At 68.1% G+C, this 20,548-nt stretch carries 19 protein-coding genes; 12 read left to right on the forward strand and 7 right to left on the reverse strand.

Annotated features, from left to right (window positions below; genetic code table 11):
* Positions 1–163: 163 nt before the first annotated feature.
* Positions 164–874, reverse strand: a complete 711-nt coding sequence (locus tag CTP10_RS25150) for a GntR family transcriptional regulator (protein WP_116321428.1) — start codon at positions 872–874, stop codon at positions 164–166.
* A 196-nt stretch (positions 875–1,070) separates the two neighbouring features.
* Between CTP10_RS25150 and CTP10_RS25155 the strand changes: the two genes are divergently transcribed.
* From CTP10_RS25155 to CTP10_RS25165, 3 genes are all read left to right on the forward strand, one after another.
* Positions 1,071–2,747, forward strand: a complete 1,677-nt coding sequence (locus CTP10_RS25155; RefSeq protein ID WP_116321429.1) for a GMC family oxidoreductase — start codon at positions 1,071–1,073, stop codon at positions 2,745–2,747.
* A 70-nt stretch (positions 2,748–2,817) separates the two neighbouring features.
* Positions 2,818–3,720, forward strand: coding sequence for a TauD/TfdA dioxygenase family protein (locus CTP10_RS25160; RefSeq protein ID WP_116321430.1), 903 nt, complete (start codon positions 2,818–2,820; stop codon positions 3,718–3,720).
* Between the two features lie 35 nt (positions 3,721–3,755).
* Positions 3,756–5,177, forward strand: coding sequence for an aldehyde dehydrogenase family protein (locus CTP10_RS25165; RefSeq protein WP_116321496.1), 1,422 nt, complete (start codon positions 3,756–3,758; stop codon positions 5,175–5,177).
* Positions 5,178–5,266: 89 nt separating this feature from the next.
* Here the strand turns inward: CTP10_RS25165 and CTP10_RS25170 are convergent, their stop codons facing one another.
* The gene (locus CTP10_RS25170) at positions 5,267–6,055 is read right to left on the reverse strand and encodes a GntR family transcriptional regulator (protein WP_233528229.1); all 789 of its coding nucleotides are present in this window, start codon (positions 6,053–6,055) and stop codon (positions 5,267–5,269) included.
* 357 nt (positions 6,056–6,412) lie between these two features.
* On the opposite strand from CTP10_RS25170, the gene CTP10_RS25175 reads away from it, so the two are divergent.
* The 4 genes from CTP10_RS25175 to gabD all read left to right on the forward strand — a co-directional run bounded on the left by CTP10_RS25175 (position 6,413) and on the right by gabD (position 9,967).
* Entirely contained in the window at positions 6,413–7,672 is a 1,260-nt protein-coding gene (locus CTP10_RS25175) for an AI-2E family transporter (RefSeq protein ID WP_116321431.1), read from the forward strand.
* Positions 7,673–7,791: 119 nt separating this feature from the next.
* Positions 7,792–8,007: a hypothetical protein gene (locus CTP10_RS25180; protein ID WP_116321432.1), complete on the forward strand. Its 216-nt coding sequence runs from the start codon at positions 7,792–7,794 to the stop codon at positions 8,005–8,007.
* Positions 8,008–8,135: 128 nt separating this feature from the next.
* The gene (locus CTP10_RS25185; protein WP_116321433.1) at positions 8,136–8,345 is read left to right on the forward strand and encodes a DUF3079 domain-containing protein; all 210 of its coding nucleotides are present in this window, start codon (positions 8,136–8,138) and stop codon (positions 8,343–8,345) included.
* 173 nt (positions 8,346–8,518) lie between these two features.
* The gene (gene gabD, locus CTP10_RS25190; RefSeq protein WP_116321434.1) at positions 8,519–9,967 is read left to right on the forward strand and encodes an NADP-dependent succinate-semialdehyde dehydrogenase; all 1,449 of its coding nucleotides are present in this window, start codon (positions 8,519–8,521) and stop codon (positions 9,965–9,967) included.
* Positions 9,968–10,091: 124 nt separating this feature from the next.
* Here the strand turns inward: gabD and CTP10_RS25195 are convergent, their stop codons facing one another.
* The 3 genes from CTP10_RS25195 to CTP10_RS25205 all read right to left on the reverse strand — a co-directional run bounded on the left by CTP10_RS25195 (position 10,092) and on the right by CTP10_RS25205 (position 12,148).
* The gene (locus tag CTP10_RS25195; RefSeq protein WP_199414643.1) at positions 10,092–10,883 is read right to left on the reverse strand and encodes a hypothetical protein; all 792 of its coding nucleotides are present in this window, start codon (positions 10,881–10,883) and stop codon (positions 10,092–10,094) included.
* Between the two features lie 87 nt (positions 10,884–10,970).
* Positions 10,971–11,363 carry a flagellar transcriptional regulator FlhD gene (gene flhD, locus CTP10_RS25200; RefSeq protein WP_233528230.1) on the reverse strand — a complete coding sequence of 131 codons (393 nt, stop codon included), beginning with the start codon at positions 11,361–11,363 and terminating at the stop codon, positions 10,971–10,973.
* The gene (locus CTP10_RS25205; RefSeq protein WP_116321435.1) at positions 11,360–12,148 is read right to left on the reverse strand and encodes a helix-turn-helix domain-containing protein; all 789 of its coding nucleotides are present in this window, start codon (positions 12,146–12,148) and stop codon (positions 11,360–11,362) included. Before CTP10_RS25205 ends, flhD begins: the two co-directional genes overlap by 4 nt.
* 240 nt (positions 12,149–12,388) lie before the next feature.
* On the opposite strand from CTP10_RS25205, the gene CTP10_RS25210 reads away from it, so the two are divergent.
* Both CTP10_RS25210 and CTP10_RS25215 read left to right on the forward strand, forming a co-directional pair.
* A complete protein-coding gene (locus CTP10_RS25210; RefSeq protein ID WP_116321436.1) occupies positions 12,389–14,356 on the forward strand; it encodes a PAS domain-containing hybrid sensor histidine kinase/response regulator in 1,968 nt (655 codons plus the stop codon).
* Positions 14,357–14,490: 134 nt separating this feature from the next.
* Positions 14,491–15,471: a Bug family tripartite tricarboxylate transporter substrate binding protein gene (locus CTP10_RS25215; protein ID WP_116321437.1), complete on the forward strand. Its 981-nt coding sequence runs from the start codon at positions 14,491–14,493 to the stop codon at positions 15,469–15,471.
* Positions 15,472–15,480: 9 nt separating this feature from the next.
* Here the strand turns inward: CTP10_RS25215 and CTP10_RS25220 are convergent, their stop codons facing one another.
* Positions 15,481–16,341, reverse strand: coding sequence for an IclR family transcriptional regulator (locus CTP10_RS25220; protein WP_116321438.1), 861 nt, complete (start codon positions 16,339–16,341; stop codon positions 15,481–15,483).
* Positions 16,338–17,198 carry an IclR family transcriptional regulator gene (locus CTP10_RS25225; protein ID WP_116321439.1) on the reverse strand — a complete coding sequence of 287 codons (861 nt, stop codon included), beginning with the start codon at positions 17,196–17,198 and terminating at the stop codon, positions 16,338–16,340. The genes CTP10_RS25220 and CTP10_RS25225 overlap by 4 nt, the downstream gene beginning before the upstream one ends.
* A 333-nt stretch (positions 17,199–17,531) precedes the next feature.
* Between CTP10_RS25225 and CTP10_RS25230 the strand changes: the two genes are divergently transcribed.
* From CTP10_RS25230 to CTP10_RS25240, 3 genes are all read left to right on the forward strand, one after another.
* Positions 17,532–18,491: an MBL fold metallo-hydrolase gene (locus tag CTP10_RS25230; protein WP_116321440.1), complete on the forward strand. Its 960-nt coding sequence runs from the start codon at positions 17,532–17,534 to the stop codon at positions 18,489–18,491.
* 64 nt (positions 18,492–18,555) lie between these two features.
* Positions 18,556–20,274 (forward strand): FAD-dependent oxidoreductase, encoded by a 1,719-nt coding sequence (locus CTP10_RS25235; RefSeq protein WP_116321441.1) that lies wholly within the window; start codon positions 18,556–18,558, stop codon positions 20,272–20,274.
* Positions 20,275–20,310: 36 nt separating this feature from the next.
* Positions 20,311–20,541: a DUF2783 domain-containing protein gene (locus CTP10_RS25240; protein WP_116321442.1), complete on the forward strand. Its 231-nt coding sequence runs from the start codon at positions 20,311–20,313 to the stop codon at positions 20,539–20,541.
* Positions 20,542–20,548 lie beyond the last annotated feature (7 nt).

The raw sequence follows: 20,548 nt of genomic DNA on the forward strand, positions 1-20,548 counted from the left end.
GGAAAGGACCAGTGTGCGGGATTGCTGCAGTAAGAAGTGCGCGGCGCGGGTAAAACTTACCGCGACTTACTGCGACTGCCCGCGACTGCCCGCGGCTTTACAGCGCCTTACCGCGCGGCCAGGCGTTGGCCGCATGTAGTTCAGCGCTTAAAGAAAACCCTGGCTAGCGCTTGAGCGTCCATTTGTACGCGTAGCGGTCCGGGCGGAACAGCAGTTCGGCGCAGAGCAGCGGCGTGCCGTCGATGTCGTATGGCGTGCTGCGCAGCCGCAGCAGCGGCTCGCCCTCGGCCACGCCCAGGCGCCTGGCCACGTCCGCGGGCGCGGCCACGGCGCTCGCCTCCATGGTCGACTCCTTGAAGCGGTAGCCGAGGCGGTTTTCAAGCACCGACATCGCATCATTGGTCTCCAGGTCTTCCTGCACCATCCGACGCATCAGCGGCTCGCGCCCCAGCAGCGTGAAATACGCTACCGGCGCATCGTCCCAGAAGCGCACGGTCGACACACTCAACACCTTCTCCGCGGGTTCCAGGTCGAGCACGCTCGTCACGAAGGCCGGGGCGCGCACCAGCCTGACCGACGCCAGCTTGCCGTAGGCCAGCTTGCCGCGCGCGCGGGCAGTCTCATAGAAACCGGTCAGCGCCCCCAGGCTCGGCGTATCGGTCGGGCGCGTGACGAAGCTGCCCTTGCCGTTGACCTTCTCGATCAGCCCGGCATTGTGCAGGCCCGACAACGCCTGGCGCACGGTGATCCGGCTCACAGCGAACTCCGTCATGAGTTCTGCCTCGGACGGCAGCTTGGCGCCCGGCCCCAACAGGTTGCGGACGATCCGCTCCCGGATTTCGTTCTCGATCTCTTTGAATCTTGGCAGCGCCACGTTTGTGCTCCGCCTGAAGGCGGACTCCGATGCGGGGGATCAGGGATTATACCTATCATGACAGGTCAGGCAGCAAACCCGGTTGACCTGTTATAACAGGTAATGGCAGTATCGCATCGCCAGTGCATGCCAGCGCCCCCGCCTTCCCTAACCGACCCTTCGACCCTTGCATGCGGGCGACTCAGGAGACACACAATTGGAAACCCAGGCAACAACACGGGCCGCCCGCGCAACGGCGGAATTCGATTACATCGTGATCGGGGCCGGCTCGGCGGGCTGCGCCGTGGCCGCAAGGCTCGCCGAAGACCGGCGCGTGACCGTGGCGCTGCTCGAAGCGGGCCCGCACGACCACCACTTTTCGGTCTGGGCGCCCATCGGCTTTGCCAACACGGTGCCCAAGGCCGGGCCGCGCAACTACGCGTACTACACCGAGCCGCAGGCGGGCCTGAACGGCCGCCGTTCCTACCAGCCGCGGGGGCGCGGGCTGGGCGGCAGTTCGTCGATCAATGGCATGCTGTATGTGCGCGGCCATCGCGACGACTACGACCAATGGGCGGCACTGGGTTGCAAGGGCTGGGGCTTTGACGACGTACTGCCCTACTTCCGCCGCAGCGAGCACAACGCCAGGCTGGCCAACGATCCCCTGCACGGCAGCGACGGTCCGCTGCATGTCAGCGACCTGCGCTCGCCCAATCCGTTCTCGCAGCGCTTCGTCGAAGCGTCGCTGCAGGCAGGCATGGCGCCCAATGCCGATTTCAACGGGCAGACACAGGAAGGTGCCGGCCTGTACCAGGTGACGCAGCGCAATGGCGAACGCTGGAACACGGCGCGCGCCTACCTGCATCGCGGCGATGCCGCGGACAAGGCCTTCAACGGCGGCCGCAGCGGCCTGTCGGTGCTGACCGACGCGCAGGCGCTGCGCATACTGTTCGAAGGCAGGCGCGCGACAGGCGTGGAAATCGTGCGCAACGGCGAGAAACAGGTGTTGCGCGCGCGGCGCGAGATCGTGCTCAGCACGGGCGCCTTCAACTCGCCGCAGTTGCTGATGGCTTCCGGCGTCGGCCCGGCGGCGCAACTGCGCAGCCTTGGCATCGACGTGGTCCACGACCTGCCCGGCGTGGGCGAAAACCTGCAGGACCACCTCGACATCATCGTCAACAAGCAACTGCACTCGACCGACCTGTTCGGGCAGACCGCAGGCGGGCTGCTGCGCATGGCGGGCGAGGTCATGCGCTACCGGCGCCACCGCACGGGCATGGTCACCTCCAACTTCGCCGAGGCCGGCGCGTTTATCCGCAGCCGTCCAGAGCTGTCCATCCCTGACGTGCAACTGGTCTTCGTGGTGGCGCTGGTTGGCAACCGCAACATGGAGAAGCGCAGCAAGCTCGGCCACGGCTATTCGTGCCATGCCTGCGTGCTGCGTCCCAGGAGCCGCGGCCACGTGCGCCTGCGTAGTGCCGACATGCGTGAGGCGCCGCTGATCGATCCGCGCTTCCTGTCGGCCGAAGAGGACATGGCCGGCATGGTAGCCGGCGTGCGCGCCATCCGCCGCATCTTCGCCCAGCCGGCGCTGGCGAAACACGGTGGCCGCGAACTGCTCACCGACGATTTCGGGCCGGACAACAGCAACGAAGACGCGATCCGCCATTTCATCCGCACGCATGCGGACACCGTCTACCACCCGGTCGGCACCTGCAAGATGGGCATCGACGACATGTCGGTGGTCGATGCCGAGCTGCGCGTGCATGGCATCGACGGGCTGCGCGTCGCCGACGCCTCGGTGATGCCGACACTGGTCGGCGGCAACACCAACGCGCCGGCGATCATGATCGGAGAGAAGGCCGCGGACCTGATCAGGGCCTCGGCCCGCTGAAAACCGTCGCCGCCCGGCTCGTCCGGGCGGCAAACTGCATCCGCAATAGCCACCACAGAGGAGACAACGCATGCAAGCCACCACCCTGAGCCCGGAGGCGTTCCGCGCGCAAGACCCGGCCTCCTGGCCGTTCACCGTGCGCCGTTGCACGCCCACCATCGGCGCCGAAGTCGAAGGCATCGATTTCCGCGAAGCCCTGGATGACGCCACCTACCTGGCGCTGCGCGCCGCGCTGCTCACGCACAAGGTGCTGTTCTTCCGCAAGCAGGCAATCACACCGGCCCAGCATGTGGCCGTGGCGCGCCGCTTCGGTGAGCTCGAAGTGCATCCCATGCTCGGCAACCATCCCGAACATCCGGAACTGGTTGTATTCGGCCGCGACGGCAACCAGCGCGGACGCGAGAATCTCTACCACTCCGACGTCAGCTGGCGCGAGGTGCCGTCGATGGGTTCGATGCTGCGCTGTGTGTCGTGCCCCGAGGTCGGCGGCGACACCATCTGGATCAACATGGCCGCCGCCTATGAAAAGCTGCCCGAGGACGTGAAGGCGCGCATTGCCAACCTGAAGGCGGTGCATGACGCGATGCCTACCTTCGGCGCCGCGATGTCCGAGGAAAGGTATGAGGAGATGCGCGCCAAGTACCCGCCGATGGTGCATCCGGTGGTGCGCACCCATCCGGAAACCGGCGAAAAGATCCTCTTCGTCAACGAGGGTTTCACCACGCATTTCGCCAACTTCGTCAAGGAGCAGCCTTACCGCATCGGCTCGGACTTTCGTCCGGCCGAGCTGGACCTGCTGCAATACCTGTACCGCCAGGCGGCGGCGCCTGAATACCAGGTGCGTCTGCGCTGGCAGCCGGACACCATCGCCCTGTGGGACAACCGCTCCACGCAGCACTACGCGGTGCAGGACTACTTCCCCGCCGTGCGCCACATGAACCGCGCCACCATCATCGGCGACCGCCCGGTATGAGCGGCCCTTTCCCAACGATCCGCGAGACCAACCCGATGAAACTCGTCGACAAGTTCTATATCAATGGCCAGTGGGTGCAACCCGCGCCAGGCGTGACCCAGGCCGACCTGATTGATCCGGCCACCGAGTCGCTGGCGGGCAAGGTTGCCATGGGCACCGCCGCCGACGTGGACCAGGCGGTCGCCGCTGCACGCGCCGCCTTCCCCGCGTGGTCCGCCTCCACCCGCGAGGAACGCATCGCCCTGCTCGAGCGCATCATGGCCGCCTACCAGGCGCGCCTGGGCGACCTGGCGCAGGCGGTGCGGCAGGAGATCGGCGCGCCGATCACCGTCGCCACCAACCTGCAGGCCGCCATCGGCCTGGCCCAACTGCAGGCCACGGTGCAGGCGCTGCGTGAATTCGAGTTCGAAAGCGAGCGCGGCAAGAGCTACATCCTGCGCGAGGCCATCGGTGTGGCTGCGCTGATCACGCCCTGGAACTGGCCGCTGAACCAGATCGCCGCCAAGGTGGCGCCGGCGCTGGCGGCGGGTTGCACGGTGGTGCTCAAGCCGTCGGAAATCGCGCCACTCGACGCGCAGATCTTCGCCGAGATCATGGATGCCGCCGGCACCCCGCCGGGCGTGTTCAACATGGTCTTTGGCGAGGGCCGCGTGGTCGGCACGGCGCTGTCGGCGCACCGCGATGTCGACATGGTCTCGATCACCGGCTCGACCCGCGCGGGCGTCGAGGTGGCGGTCAGCGCCGCGCCCACGGTCAAGCGCGTGACGCAGGAACTCGGCGGCAAGTCGCCGCTGGTGATCCTGGACGACGCCGACCTGCAGGCCGCCGTGACCAGCGGCGTTGCGCACGTGATGCTGAATTCCGGGCAGACCTGCATCGCGCCGACGCGCATGCTGGTGCCGCGCGCACAGTATGAACAGGCGGTGCAGATCGCCGCCGCGGTGGCCAACGCGGTCACGGTCGGCGATCCCGCCGATGCGCAGACCAGGATGGGGCCGATCTCGAACCGCGCGCAGTACGAGAAGGTGCAGCGGCTGATCGGCATCGGCATCGAGGAAGGGGCGCGCGTGGCCGCCGGCGGTCCGGGCCGTCCCGACGGGCTCGCGCAAGGCTTCTATGCCCGCCCGACCATCTTTGCCGACGTGCGCAACGACATGACCATCGCGCGCGAGGAGATCTTCGGACCGGTGCTGTGCATGCTCCCTTACGACACGGAAGAAGAAGCCGTGGCCATCGCCAACGATACGGAGTTCGGCCTGGCGGCGTACATCGCGTCGTCCAACCCCGAGCGTACCCGCAAGCTGGCCGCGCGCCTGCGCGCCGGCAGCGTGCGCATCAACGGCGCGACGATGGACATCTCGGTGCCGTTCGGCGGCTACAAGACCTCGGGCAACGGCCGCGAGTTCGGTCCGGAAGGCATTGCCGAGTATCTCGAAACCAAGACCGTCACCGCCTGACCACGCAAAGCGGGGCCTGGTCGATCATGGCCACGCCGCCAAACGAGAGACTGAGGCCTCGGCCGCCAGAAGCGTCACCATGGCGGGCTTCAGCGCACGGCGCAGGTGATGTCGCGCGGGATCCAGGTGCGCGCGTTGTCGGCGCCCGCGCGCGCGAGCACCATGCGGTGGTCGTAGTAGTGCGGCCGGTAGAGGCCGCGCAGCCACTGCACCGGCCGGCCGTCGTTGTCGCGCACCACGCGCAGCACCGATAGCAGCGCGGCGCCCATCGGCTCGTCGAGCAGCGGCGCCACGTGCGCATCGGCCAGGCAGCTGGAAATGCTCTGGTCGGCCTGGCTGATGCGCACGCCGCCGCGCTCCAGCAGCGCCAGCCCCGAGGTCTCCGTGATTGCCTGCGGGCTGAACAGAGGCGCCATCTCAGGCGGGATGTACATGGTCACGCACGACACCGGCCGACCCTCCAGGCTGCGCACGCGCACGATACGCAGCACTGCCTGCAACGGCGGTACGCCGAGCAGCTCGGCGACTTCCGGCGGGCACGGCAGCATGCCGTAGTCGATCAGCCGGATCATGGTTTCGCCGTGATCCTCCAGCAGCCCGTCGGCCAGCCGCCACGCGCGCGCCACCCCTGGCGAACGGCTGGCGTGGTCCTTGTTGACAAAGGTGCCATGCCCGGCGCGCCGGTACACCAGGCCTTCCTTCACCAGTTCGGACAGCGCCCGCCGCATGGTTACCCGCGCTACCTGGTATTGCTCGACCAGCCTTAATTCGGGGGGCAAGCCGGATTGGTCGAAAATGCCGCTGGCAATTTGCTGGCGCAGTATGAGGTAGATCTGGTGATAACGCGGCACAGGTGAATTGGATTTCGCCATGGTCATCGGGAGGTAGCCGGCAAGCCCTTGAAATATTGGGCTTGTCAGGGGGCAATGCGGCTCTTTCAGCCGGTTGCGAACGATATCAAAGGATTTATTGGCACCTCAATGGGACATTGGATGGAACATTTTCACGAGCTTCTGAAATACAACATGGAGCCACCACAATTGCGGTTATTTCGGGCGCCCGGGCGATATTCATCAGGTGCTTCACGTGCAAATGTGGGGCCCATGCGGACGGCCCCCCGGCGCCGCCCTGCCGTGATTGTCTGACACCAGTAGCCGGCAGCGTCCGACAGCCGCGCGCCACCAGACAGCTATCTTTCAAGGACGGTGCCACGCCTTTTGCCGAAGCGCCCGGCTATGTCGACCATTCCCGACCCCGCTCCCTCCCCATTGCCGCATGCCGCGCCGCCCGCCCCTGCCTCGGGCGAAGGGAGCGTGCGCGTGCCGGACACCGCCGCGCCCGAGGACAGTGCCCCCACGGAAGCGGCCGGATCGGAGGCCCCCGCCGACGGACCGATGGTCACGGTCGCGTCTGCCACGGTGTCGGCGGCGCTGCAGCGTGCCAGCACGGCGCTGGTCGTACTGGCGGTGCTGTTCTCGCTCTACGCCGTGCATATCGCCCGCGATTTCCTCGTGCCGGTCGTGATCGCCATCGTGCTCGCCTACCTGCTCGACCCGCCGGTATGCGCGCTGCAGCGGCTGGGCATGCCCCGCGTGGCGGCCGGCACGCTGGTGCTGCTGGCAGTGCTGTGCGCGCTGCTCAGCGGCGCCTATCTGCTGCAAGGCCAGGTGGAGTCCATCGTCAACAGCCTGCCCGAGGTCGCCAGCAAGCTGTCCCGCTCGGTCGGCGCCCTGCTGAGTGGCGACGATTCGATGTGGCAGAAAGTCCGGCGCGCCGCCACCGTGCTCAGCGGCACCGGGCAGCCGCCGCCGGTGCGCGTGCCGCACGTGGTGGTGGAACACTCGCCCGACCAGATCAACAACATGCTGCTGGCCGGTTCCGTGAGCGTCTTCACCATGGCCGGCCAGGCAGTCGTGGTGGTGTTCCTGCTGTATTTCCTGCTGCTGGCGGGTGACACCTTCAAGCGCAAGTTCGTCAAGATGGTCGGAAATACCATCTCGGAAAAGAAAATCAGCGTGCACATGCTGGACGAGGTCAACCGCTCGATCCAGCGCTACATGGGCATGCTGCTGGTGACCAATGCGGCCCTGGGCGTCTGTACCTGGCTGCTGCTGAAATGGCTGGGGGTCAATAACGCGGGGAGCTGGTCGATTGCCGCGGCGGCGCTGCACCTGGTGCCCTACTTCGGCGCGATGGCGATCGCGGTGTGCCTGGGCATGGTGACGTTCATGCAGTTCGGCACGCTGGGCATGGCTGCGGCAGCCGCGGGCGGGTCGCTGCTGATCGCCACGCTGATCGGCTCGGTCATTACCACCTGGATGACCGGGCGCATGGCCAGGATGAATGCGGTCGCGGTATTCGTCGCGCTGCTGCTGTTCACCTGGCTGTGGGGCGTATGGGGCATGCTCCTCGCCATCCCGCTGATCACCATTGCCAAGGTGGTGGCCGACCATATCGAAGGGCTGGAAGTGGTGGCGGAGTTCCTTGGCGAATAGTCCGTTCGCTTCCCCACCATCCCGTGCCACACCGGCGCAAGTCCCCGCACCTATACTCAACCCACGGATGCTGCACCACAGCATTTTCCTGCTGTGGAATTCGTGCTGGAGGAACCAACATGCCTTTATGCGAGCTTTGCCTGTCGCAACTGGACCGGCCGGGCCATTTCCCGCCTCACTCGAGCTTGCTGAAGTCGGCGCGTCTGCGCACCACCAGCGGCCAGAATGCCTTCGTGTACCGCTGCGGCGATTGCGGCGAAAGCCTGCTGCTGGCCTCCGCCGACGGCGAGGCGCCGGACCGGTGGACCCGGCTGGACGCCGAGGGCTGGCGCTGAAGCTGCGCCCGGCGCAATCGGCAAGCCAACGCTGTGCTTCGGCCCGCCTTGATCTTGGGCAAATCTGCATTGGATGGGCGGCCGGATAATTTGGCTCAGACGGGCCCTTTCCGCCCGCCCCTCACGCCATGGCCAAGAAATTTCCCCTCCACCCGAGCCATCCCGAGCGCGTCTGCTGGGGTTGCGACAAATATTGCCCCACGGACGCCATGGGATGCGGCAACGGCTCCAGCCGGACGCAGCATCCCATCGAGCTGCTCGGTGACGACTGGCTCGACTACGGCGACTGGGGCATTGACGTCCCTGACACCACTGCGCGCGGACCCGCACCGGTTTAACCGGCCGCGCAACTCCACAAACTGATGATGGCGTCGCGCGGATGCCCGATCACGGGATCGGGCAGTGTCGCACGCGGTGGCGGCAAGAACCACAACGCGGGCGGGATTACAATCGCCTTCAGGCTACCCAGCCCTTCCGCCCACAGCCCCTACCGCTTCCCACCGGAACCATCATGCTGAACCTCCAGGATTCTTCGCTGCTGCGGCAGCAGTGCTATATCGACGGCCGCTGGATCGATGGCGAGCGCCGTATCGACGTGACCAACCCCGCCACCGGCGAACGCGTCGGCCAGGTGCCGCAGCTGGGCGCCGATGAAACCCGCCAGGCCATCGAAGCCGCCAACCGCGCCCTGCCGGCCTGGCTCGCGCGCACGGCCAAGGAACGTTCGGCGCTGCTGCGCAAGTGGTTCGAGCTGATCCTGGCCAGCCAGGAAGACCTGGCGCGCATCATGACCGCCGAACAGGGCAAGCCGATCGCCGAGGCGCGCGGCGAAATCGCCTATGCAGCCTCGTTCATCGAATGGTTTGCCGAGGAAGGCAAGCGGGTCTATGGCGACACCATTCCGGCACCCGCCACCAACCAGCGCATCGTCGTCACCAAGGAGCCGGTGGGCGTATGCGCGGCGATCACCCCATGGAACTTCCCGGCAGCGATGATCACGCGCAAGGCCGGCCCGGCCCTGGCGGTCGGCTGCACCATGGTGCTCAAGCCCGCCTCACAGACGCCGCTGACCGCGCTGGCGCTGGTGGCGCTGGCCGAGCGTGCCGGCATTCCGGCCGGCGTGCTGTCAGTGGTGACTGGCTCGGCGAGTGCGATCGGCGGCGAGATGAGCAGCAACCCGCTGGTGCGCAAGCTGACCTTTACCGGCTCGACCGAAGTGGGCCGCGTGCTGATGGCGCAGACCGCGTCGACCATCAAGAAGGTTTCGATGGAACTGGGTGGCAACGCGCCCTTCATCGTGTTCGACGATGCCGACCTCGACGCCGCGGTGGAAGGCGCGATCGTGTCCAAGTACCGCAACGCAGGCCAGACCTGCGTCTGTGCCAACCGCATCTATGTGCAAGCGGGCGTGTACGAGGCCTTTGCGCAGAAGCTGGTGGCAGCCGTGGCGGCGCTCAAGGTCGGCAACGGCATGGAAGACGGCGTGCGCATCGGGCCGCTGATCGATGACAAGGCCGTGACAAAGGTGGAAGAGCATATCGCCGACGCCGTCGGCAAGGGTGCGCGCGTGCTGCACGGCGGCCAGCGCCACGCGCTCGGCCATTCGTTCTTCCAGCCGACCGTGCTGGCCGATGTCGCGCCCGGCATGCTGGTCGCGCGCGAGGAAACCTTCGGGCCGCTGGCGCCGCTGTTCCGCTTCGAGACCGAGGATGAAGTCGTGGCGATGGCCAACGACACCGAATTCGGCCTGGCCAGCTACTTCTATGCGCGCGACCTGGGCCGCGTCTGGCGCGTGTCGGAACGGCTGGAGTACGGCATGGTCGGCGTCAACACGGGGCTGATCTCGAACGAGGTGGCGCCGTTCGGCGGCGTCAAGCAGTCGGGCGTCGGCCGCGAGGGTTCGCACTACGGCATCGAGGATTACCTGGTCATCAAGTACACCTGCATGGCCGGGATCTGAAGCCGCGGCGGCGCGCCGCTCAGCGCGCGCCGCCGCGCTTGCGCCCGCCCTGCGCCCGCCCTGCACCCGCCCTGCACCCGCCCTGCCCCCTTGCCGCGCTGATCTCGCAGCGGGGCCCACGGGGCTATTCCGGCGAGCAGGCCGAGCGGAAGCGCTCGATCTGGTCGTGGAAGCGCTGCATCTGCTCGAACTGGTAGCGGGCATGGTCCGCGCTGTATGGCCTGCCTAACTCATGCAGCGCGCCGTCGGCGGCCCGCGACAGCCCTTCCAGCACCTGTGCCAGGGCCCTCCCTTCCACGCTGCGATGCCGGCGCAGGCGCCACGACAGCGCTTCCTGGCCCTGGCCGAACAGGCTCTGGTCGAGATGGCCGAGCCGCTCGGCGGCGGCCTGCGCTTCGTGCAGCGCCGCCAAATAGGCGCACACCGCCGACAGCCGCTGGTTCATCTCGCCGCCGCGGCACAGCAGTTCGCTGGCACACCTGCGCAAGCGCTCCGCCGCGCCGTGCTCGCCCGCCGGCGGGCCGTCGGGCACATACGTGCCGAGCGGCCGCACCGACAGCGCCAGCCCCGGTGGCAGCACACTGGTGCAATGACTGGCCAACTGGCGCTGCAGCGCGCCGTCGAGTTCGCAGCAGGCCGCCACGTCGGCCTCGACATAGAAGTCCAGTGATGCCTGCCGGCCGCGCTCGCTGGAAACCACCGTGCGCACCGGCTGGTGCCCCGCCTGTGCGAGGACGCGGAGCGCGGCTTCGATGGAGCGCTGCGCGTTGCCGTCCCCCGGCAGCGCGCCGACCAGGGCCGGCACGTGCGGCATGCCGGTGATTTCGGTGCGGGTCCGCAAGAAGGCGCCCGGCCGGCTCGCGGTGCCGGTCAGGCGCAGGCTGGTTTCGACGTAGTTCAGGGCCGTACCCGTCATCAATGCCTCCGTGGTTGGTTGCGGTGCCCGTTCGGGCGGTGGCGCGGCGCGCGCCGGGGATGGGCGTGGACTGGCCGGGGATGGCCATCAGGGCGCCCCGTCGGCAGACTGCGAAGCCATCACGATCGCCGCATGCAGGGCCTGCAGCGGGTGCCGCGCCTCGGGCGCCGTCAGCGATGCCAGCAGCTTGCAGTCGTCCAGCCGGAAGCGGCACAGCAGCAGGTTCGAACGCGCCAGCGACATCATCTGTGCCGGGGTCAGCGCGGCGAGCGCGTGCCCCAGTTCCTGCCGCATGCCAAGCCGGAACAGCGCCTCGGCTTCGTGCTGGCGCAGCAGGCGCTGCGCCAGCAGCAGGTATGACAGGTTCAACTGCTGGATATCGCGCAGGATGTCGGTGCCGGCAACGCCGCGGCTCATCCCGTCTGGCGTCGTGCCTGCGATCGCGTCCGCGGCGTCCGGGTGCGCCGGCTTGCGCGTCATTGGACGGGTGCCGCGCTATCGGCGGCGGTGTCCGTGGCGGTGTACGCCGAGATCGTAGGGCGTTCGGCGATGGCGCGCAGCGCGGGCTTGTCCAGCAGCTCGACGCAACGGTGCCGTACGCGGATCAGCCCGATCTCGGCCAGCCGCGAAAACTGGCGGCTGACTGTCTCCAGTGTCAGGCCGACATAGCTGCCGATCTCTTCGCGGCTCATGCGCAGGATGAATGCGGATGACGAAAAGCCGCGCGCCGCAAAGCCGTCGGCCATCCACAGCAGGAATGTCACCAGCCGCTCCTCGGCGGTCATCAGCGCCAGCATGGTCTGCATGGCCCGCGCGCGCTGCGCCTGGCAGTCGAGCGCCAGGAACAGCAGGCCGGCCAGCGCGGGCGCGGCGGCTGTGGCGACGCCCCGCAGGTCGACCGCGATCATGCACAGCATGGTGTCTTCCAGCGCCGTGGCATACGACACGTAGCGCGTGCGCGCCAGGCTGTCGAGCCCGACCAGTTCGCCGGGAAAATGGAAGCCGACCACCTGCGTGCGTCCGTCTTCGGTACTGACATGCGTCTTGACCGTGCCGACGCGGACCGCATAGAGCGCGGTGACCGGATCGCCGATCAGGTACAGCGGCTGCCCCTTGCGCAGACGGACGCTGCGCTGCGGCCCGCCCGCGGGAAGCGCGTGCTGCACCAGGCTGGCCGCATGGCAGCCCCGCGCCTGGGGGCAACTGTGGCAGCACGGCTGGGCGTCGGGCGGCGCGGACCGCTCGCTGGTAGGTGGCAATTGCATCGTCTCGTGACAAAGATTGACGGCGTAAAGAACTTGTGACCCATTCTATGAATCGCACATCGCGTAACAATCTGTATATTCCGAATCATCATCGCGAAGCTTCCGACCGCGCCGGCGCGGCGGTCGCCTGCTTCGGCGCGGAGCGCGGTATCCTTATGTGACGCGCAGCGCCGTGCCGCGAGCGCGCATATCCGGACCACGCCGGCGGCATGCCGGCATGCATGCGAACCTGAATTCGCCATGAAAAAAGCCCCCGCCGGCCCTGATGGCCCGGCCGCAGGCGCGTCGCCCGGCGAGCAGCGGGCCGAGGCGTCCCCCGACGCACCCTACCGGACCCTGGTCGAGGCCGTGCAGGACTACGCCATCTTCACGCTCGACGTGAACGGGTATGTGTCGAGTTGGAACAAGGGCGCGGCACGCATCAAGGGCTATACGCGCAAAGAGATTCTGGGCAAGCACTTCTCTACTTTCTACACGCCCGATGCGGTGGCACGACACTGGCCAGATGCCGAACTCAAGGCCGCCGCCGAGCTCGGACGCTTCGAGGACGAAGGCTGGCGCCTGCGCAAGGACGGCAGCCGCTTCTGGGCCAATGTGGTGATCACGGCGCTCAGGGACGCCGACGGCAAGCTGATCGGCTTCGGCAAGGTGACGCGCGACATGACCGCGCAGCGCCGCACCGCCGAAGCGCTGCGCCAGAGCGAGGAAACGCTGCGGCTGCTGGTGGAAGGCGTGAAGGACTACGCGGTGTTCATGCTCGATCCCGCCGGCAATATCGTCAGCTGGAATTCCGGCGCCTCATACATCAAGGGCTACCGCCGCGACGAGATCCTGGGCCGGCATTTCTCGGTGTTCTACCCGCCCGACGACGTTGCCGCCGGCAAGCCGGCGCGGTTGCTCGAACAGGCCCGGCGCGGCGGCCGCGTCGAGGACGAAGGCTGGCGCGTGCGCAAGGACGGCTCGCTGTTCTGGGCCAACGTCACGCTGACCGCCGTCTACGACGAATCGCGCGCGCTGCGAGGCTTTGCCAAGGTCACCCGCGACATGAGCGAGCGCCGCCGCCACGAGGAACTGGAGCGCTCCAGCCAGCGCATGAGCGAATTCCTGGCCACGCTGTCGCATGAGCTGCGCAATCCGCTGGCACCGGTACACAGCGCGCTGGCGGCGATGCGCCTGGCACCCGGCGACGCGGCGCTGGCAGACAGGGGCCTGAGCCTGATCGAGCGCCAGGTCACGCACCTGAGCCGGCTGGTCGACGACTTGCTCGACATCGGCCGCATCACCTCGGGGCGCATCGAGCTGCGCACCGGAACGCTGGAATTCAACGAAGTGATCGCGCTCGCCATCGAGGCGGCACGGCCGTCGCTCGATGCCAAGTCGCAGCGCGTCGCGGTGCAGACCCATGCCGCGTCGATCCGGATGCACGCCGACAAGACCCGGCTGGTGCAGGTGATGCAGAACCTGATCCTGAACGCGTCGAAGTTCTCGCTGCAGCAGACGACCATCAGCATCGTCACCGCCGTACAAAACCGTACCCTTCTGGTACAGGTGATCGACCAGGGCCGCGGCATCGCGCCGCAATCGATGGAAGACATCTTCAACATGTTCGTGCAGGAAAGCCGCCCCGGCACCGATACGCAGGGCGGGCTGGGCATCGGCCTGTCGCTGTGCCGCGCGCTGGTGGAGCTGCATGGCGGCACCATTGCCGCCGCCAGCGCCGGTCCTGGCATGGGCAGCACCTTCACGCTGCGCCTGCCGCTGCCGGTGGTGCATGAAGGCGCCACGCCGCAACCTCCGGGACGCGCCGCAGCCGGCAGCCCGGCCAGCGCCGCGCTGCAGACACAGCGCATCCTGCTGGTCGACGACAACCGCGATGCCGCCGACAGCCTGGCGATGCTGCTGGAAATGTGCGGCCACGACGTGACCATTGCCTACGATGGCGCCGAAGCGCTGCACGTGGCGCCGCGCTGCCGCCCGCATATCGCGCTGATCGACCTGGCCATGCCGGGCATGGACGGCTTCGAGGTGGTGCGCGCCATGCGCGGCGTGGCCGGCACCGAACACACCCGCTACGTCGCGCTGACCGGCTTCGGCCAGCCCGCCGACCGGCAGCAGAGCGAGCGCGCGGGGTTCGATGCGCACCTGGTCAAGCCGGTGGAGCTGGAAACGCTGTTCGGCACCATCGCCCGGCTGCAGCGGCCCGAATAAGCTGCGCCGCGACCGCCCGCTGCACGCGTGCAGGCGGCGGAAGGCCACCTTCGCCAAAGCCAAACCCGCGCCTGCGCGCACTGCGACACACTGAGGCCCGTTCCATCGCCAATAAACAGATGAAGGAGACAGCGATGCAGGGTTGGATCAGGCGCGCAGCCAGCGGGCTGCTGTTCGCATTCGCCGCCACCGCGGCAGGCACGGTACTGGCGGATTACCCGGACAAGCCGGTCCGGCTGGTGGTGCCCTTCCCGCCCGGCGGGGCGACCGACCTGCTGGCGCGCGAAATCGGCAATGCCCTGTCGGCGCGGCTGCACCAGCCGGTGGTCATCGACAACCGGCCCGGCGCCGGCGGCAACCTGGCGGCTATTGCCGTGGCGCGCGCCCCGGCCGACGGCTACACGCTGCTGTTTGGCACCTTTGGCTCGCTCGCGGTCAACAAGAGCCTGTATGACAAGCCGGGCTACGACCCGCTCAAGGATTTTGCTCCGGTAGCCTCCGTGGCCTACCTGCCCAACGTGCTGGTGGTGCACCCCTCGGTGCCGGCGCGCAACGTGCAGGAACTGCTGGCGCTGGCGCGCAAGGAGCCGGGCAAGCTGACCTACGGCTCGTTCGGCAACGGCTCGTCGTCGCACCTGGCAGGCGAGCTGTTTACCCACCTCGCCGGTGTCAATATCGCGCATATTCCGTACAAGGGCAGCGCCGCGTCGATGACCGACCTGATCGGCGGCCGCATCACCATGATGTTCGACAGCGTCTCCACCGCGCTGCCGTATATCCGCGACAACCGCGTGCGCGCGCTGGCGGTGACCACGCAGAAGCCCTCGGACCAGTTGCCGGGCGTGCCGACGCTGGCCGCCGCGGGCGTGCCCAACTATGAACTGACCGCGTGGTTCGGCGTGGCCGCGCCGGCCGGCACGCCCAAGCCCGTGATCGACCGGCTCAACGGCGAGATCGTTGCCGCGCTGAAGCAGCCGGAGCTGTCGGCAAAGCTGGCCAGCCAGGGCACGGTGCCGTTCCCGGCCACGCCCGCGCAGTTCGGCAGCTATATCCGTGCGCAGTACGAGAAGTGGGACGGCCTGATCAAATCCGCCAATATCCGGCTGGACCAGTAACCGGCTGAGTCAGCCTGCCGCGCCGCGCAGCGCGCCGAAGCGCCACGACAGCCGCCGTGCCGCCTGGCTTACCAGCGCGGCGGGCGCGCCTTCCGTGCCGCTGTCGAAGCTGCCGGTCGACCCCATCACCGCGATCACCAGTGCCAGGCTGCCGGTATGGTCGAACACCGGCGCGGCCAGCGTATCGATGCCCGGCACCGGGTGGCTCAGCGCGTTGTCGATCTGCGCCGCGCGCACCCGTGCCAGCCGGGCGGCGTAATCGGGCGCCAGCCTGCCGTCCTCGGCCAGCACCTGCTCGGCGGCAGCACCGGCCATGCGCAAATGGTCGGTCCGCAGCAGGCCGGCGAGCACGTTGTCGGGCAAGTGCGCCGCCACGGTGCGGCCGATCGCGGTATGGACCAGCGACAGCACCGTGCCGACGCGCAGGCTGACATGCTGCGGCCGCGCCGATTCCTCCAGCCTGACCACGGTCGGACCCATCGGGCCCAGCACGGCCATGGCCACGCTCAGGCCGGTGGTGCCCGCGAGTTCGATCACTTCGGGCTCGGCCTCGCGCGTCGGCGATAGCCGCTGCAGCGCGACCAGCCCGAGCTCCAGTCCCAGCGCGCCACACAGGTAATTGCCGGCGGCATCGCGCGCAAGCAGCCCGGTCTTCTGCAGGCTGACCAGGTGCGGGAATGCCTTGGCCGCGGGCATGCCGGCGGCCAGCGCGAGGTCGCGCAAGGCCAGCGGGCGCCCAGCGGCCACCAGCGCGCCGAGCAGCTGGCCGGTGCTGTCCAGGGACTGGATGCCCCGCTGCGTCTTGCCGCCTTCGGCGTCGGTATCCGGGCTGGCGTTGCCGGCCGGATCAGGTATGCGGCTCGGGCTCATGCAGGGCTTTCCTCTTCCGTTCCTTCCGCACCTTCGTCGCGCAAGGCCGCGGCGATATCCGCCGCCGCTGCCAGCAGCGCCCGTGCGGCGGTGCCGCCCCAGGCGACGTCGATGGCGCCGGTCGAGCCGACCAGCGTCAGCACCAGCCGCAACGCCCCGGCAGCGTCCAGCACCGGCACGCTGAGGCTGCTGATCGCGGGACTGGGCGTGTCGATGCTGCGCTCGATACCGCGCTCGCGGATTGCCTGCAGTGCGGCGCTGAAGTCCGCCTGCTGTGCGTTGGTCGCGTCCGGCTGCTGCGCGCGCCACAGCGGCTGCCACTGCGCCGGCGGCCCGAACGCGCAGTAGACGCGGCCGGTGGCCGTGGCCGCCAGTGCCATCACGGTGCCAACGTGCAGGTTCACGTGCAGCGGCGCGCTGGCGGGTACGTAGCGCACGATGGTGGGCCCTTGCGGCCCGGCAATGCTGATGGCCACGCTGAAGCCCGATGACTGCGCCAGCGCGTCGACGCGCGGCAGCGCGGCGCGGTAGGCCGGATCCTGCTCCAGGCGCAGCATGCCAAGCTGCAGCGACAACGGCCCGGGCTCGTAGCGGCCGGACACGTGGTCGCGCTTGAGCAGGCCCAGGCGCGTCAGGCTGACCAGGTAGGCGTGCGCCTGCGCCGGCGCCAGCTGCGCGGCCTCGGCCAGCGCTGCCAGCGGCATCGGAACGCGCGCCGCCGCCAGCGCGGCCAGCAGCCGGCCGCCGACCTCCACACTCTGGATGCCGCGCTGGGCCTTGTCTGCCTTGTCTGCCTTTTCCGGCTTGCCTTCCCTTTCAGCCTTGCCGGCCGCGCCGGTTGCCTTGCCCCTGGCCATCGCCACCCTGTGTGATCGGAAAACCCGGATATTAATCGAACGCCATCCGCGCGCCCTCGGATCAGGGTTAACCCGCGCGGCAGATTACAGCGAGAACCCGTTCCCTCGGCGGCCTTCTACAAATTTGTTATAGACGAACGAATTAGCTATTGATTAATCTGGCGGCGTTTCCTAAGATTGCACTACCCCGTCGCAACACGCAGGCACCACCGCGTGGAAGACCCATAGAAACGGGGGCGAGACAGCCCGTGCCGCCGTCCAGTCCTGCGGCACATGCAAGCGCAAATACGAGCGCACGTGCCGTCTTGCCTCCCCCACACCAAGGAAGACGCCATGTCCAAGGCATTCGCATCCCAGGCCGACCTCGAAGCCAAGCAAGTCACGTTTACCCAGCTGTCCGAGAACGCCTGGGCCTACACCGCGGAGGGCGACCCCAATTCCGGCGTCGTGATCGGCGACGACGGCGTGCTGATCGTCGACACCACCGCCACGCCGGCGATGGCGCAGGACCTGATCGCGCGCATCCGCACCATCACCGACAAGCCCATCAAGTACGTGGTGCTGTCGCACTATCACGCGGTGCGCGTGCTGGGCGCCTCCGCCTACTTCGCCGAGGGCGCGCAGCAGGTCATCGCCAGCCGCGGTACGTGGGAAATGATCGTGGAGCGTGGCGAGGCGGACATGAAGTCCGAGATCGAGCGCTTCCCGCGCCTGTTCGCCGGTGTCGAAACCGTGCCCGGCCTGACCTGGCCGACGCTGGTGTTCGAGAAGGAAATCACGCTGTTCCTCGGCAAGCTGGAAGTCCGCATCGCCCACCTGGGCTCGGGCCACACCAAGGGCGACACCGTGGTCTGGCTGCCGCAGCAGAAGGTGCTGTTCTCCGGCGACCTGGTCGAGTACGACGCCGCCTGCTACTGCGGCGACGCCCAGCTGGAAGAATGGCCCGCCACGCTCGACGCGCTGCAGGCGCTCAACCCCGAGAAGCTGGTCCCGGGCCGCGGCCCCGCGCTGACCACGCCGGAAGAGGTAAGGAAAGGCCTCGCCTACACCAAGGACTTCGTCACCACGCTGTTCCAGTCGGGCAAGGAAGCCGTAGCCGAGAAGCTCGACCTGAAGGCCGCGATGGCGCATGCGCGCCGCGCCATGGATCCCAAGTTTGGCCAGGTCTTTATCTACGAGCACTGCCTGCCGTTCGACGTCTCGCGCGCCTATGACGAAGCCAGCGGTATCCGCCACCCGCGCATCTGGACCGCGCAGCGCGACAAGGAAATGTGGGCCGCGCTGCAGGACTGAGCAACCGAAGACCCATAACAAGTCGGGCAACGTAGCAACACAGAGTTGGATGGAGAGACAGGCAATGAGCAGCATCGACTACCAGCGGATGTCGTTTGAGTACCAGCCGTGCGCGGAACAAGGCGCCGGGCAGGCGGATGGCACGGTCCATCCTGTCGTGGTGGTGGGCGCTGGCCCGATCGGGCTGGCCACCGCCATCGACCTGGCGCAGCGCGGCGTGCGCGTGGTGCTGGTCGACGACGACTGCACGCTGTCCACCGGCTCGCGCGCCATCTGCTTCGCCAAGCGCACGCTGGATATCTTCGACCGGCTGGGCTGCGGCGAGCGCATGGTGGAAAAAGGCGTGAGCTGGAACGTCGGCAAGGTGTTCCTGCGCGACCAGCAGGTCTACAGCTTCGACCTGCTGCCGGAAAGCGGCCACCGCCGCCCGGCCTTTATCAACCTGCAGCAGTACTACGTCGAAGGCTACCTGCTGGAGCGCGCGCAGACTCTGCCCAATATCGAGATCCGCTGGCACAACAAGGTGGTCGGGCTTGAGCAGCGCGCGGACGGCGCGGTGCTGACCATCGAGACGCCACAAGGCTGCTACCCGTTGGCCGCGCGCTACGTGGTGGCGGCCGATGGCTCGCGCAGCCCGATGCGCAAGCTGCTGGGCCTGGACAGCAAGGGCCGCACCTTCCGCGACCGCTTCCTGATCGCCGACGTGAAGATGGAAGCGGACTTTCCCAGCGAGCGCTGGTTCTGGTTCGACCCGCCCTTCCACCCCAACCAGTCGGTGCTGTTGCACCGCCAGCCGGACAATGTCTGGCGCATCGACTTCCAGCTCGGCTGGGACGCCGACCCGGTGCTGGAGAAAACGCCCGAGCGCGTGATCCCGCGCGTGCAGGCGCTGCTCGGCAACGACGTGAAGTTCGAGCTGGAATGGGTCAGCGTGTACACGTTCTCGTGCCTGCGCATGGACAGCTTCCGCCACGGCAATATCCTGTTCGCCGGCGATTCCGCGCATGGCGTGTCGCCGTTCGGGGCGCGCGGCGCCAACAGCGGCGTGCAGGATGCGGAGAACCTGGCGTGGAAGCTGGCCTACGTGCTGCAGGGCCATGCAGCCGACAGCCTGCTCGATACGTACGCCAGCGAGCGCGAATACGCCGCTGACGAGAACCTCCTGAACTCGACCCGCGCCACCGACTTCATCACGCCAAAAAGCGCCGTCAGCCGCGTGTTCCGCGACGCGGTGCTGACACTGTCGAAGCGGCACGCCTTTGCCCGCGGCCTGGTCAACAGCGGTCGCCTGTCGGTGCCCGCGGTGCTGCACGGCTCGCCGCTGAACACCGGCGACGCCGATGACGGCTATGCCGGCAACATGGTGCCGGGCGCGGTCTGTGCCGATGCGCCGGTGTCCGGGCCGCAGGGTGCCGGCTGGCTGCTGTCGCACCTGGGGCAGGATTTCACCGTGCTGCTGTTCGGCAATCCCGATGCCCTCGATGCCGCCACGCTGGCAGACCTGTCCGCGCTCAGGCAAGGCAACGTACCGCTGCGGCTGGTCTACGTCACGGATGCGGAGCAGCCGGCGATGACCTGTACCAACGCCATCGTGCTGCGCGACGACCAGGGCCTGGCCACGGCCCGCTACGGCGCCAGGCCCGGCACCTGCTACCTGGTGCGGCCCGACCAGCATGTGTGCGCACGCTGGCGCCGCGCGGACCCTGCCGCGATCCGCGCCGCGCTGGCGCGCGCCACCGGCGCCGGCCTGGCCGCGCCGGCCCCGGACCGGATCGCCGCCTGAGGCACGCCGGACAGCACGAGAACAGGAGACGACAACATGCCCGCCACCCTCAATACGCAACCCAACCTGGCCCGGCCCGACGATTTCTATGAAGCGCTGATCGAGATGCACCGCGGCCTCGACGACGCCCAGAGCCAGGCCGCCAACGCGCAGCTGATCCTGCTGCTGGCCAACCATATCGGCGACCACGACGTGCTGCTGGCCGCGCTGCAGGCAGCGCGCGAAGGCGTGGCCGACATGCCGTCCGCGGTAGCGCCGGCAGCCTGACCCGGCA

It is taken from the genome of Cupriavidus sp. P-10 (assembly GCF_003402535.2).
In the GTDB taxonomy this organism is placed as follows: Bacteria; Pseudomonadota; Gammaproteobacteria; order Burkholderiales; family Burkholderiaceae; genus Cupriavidus.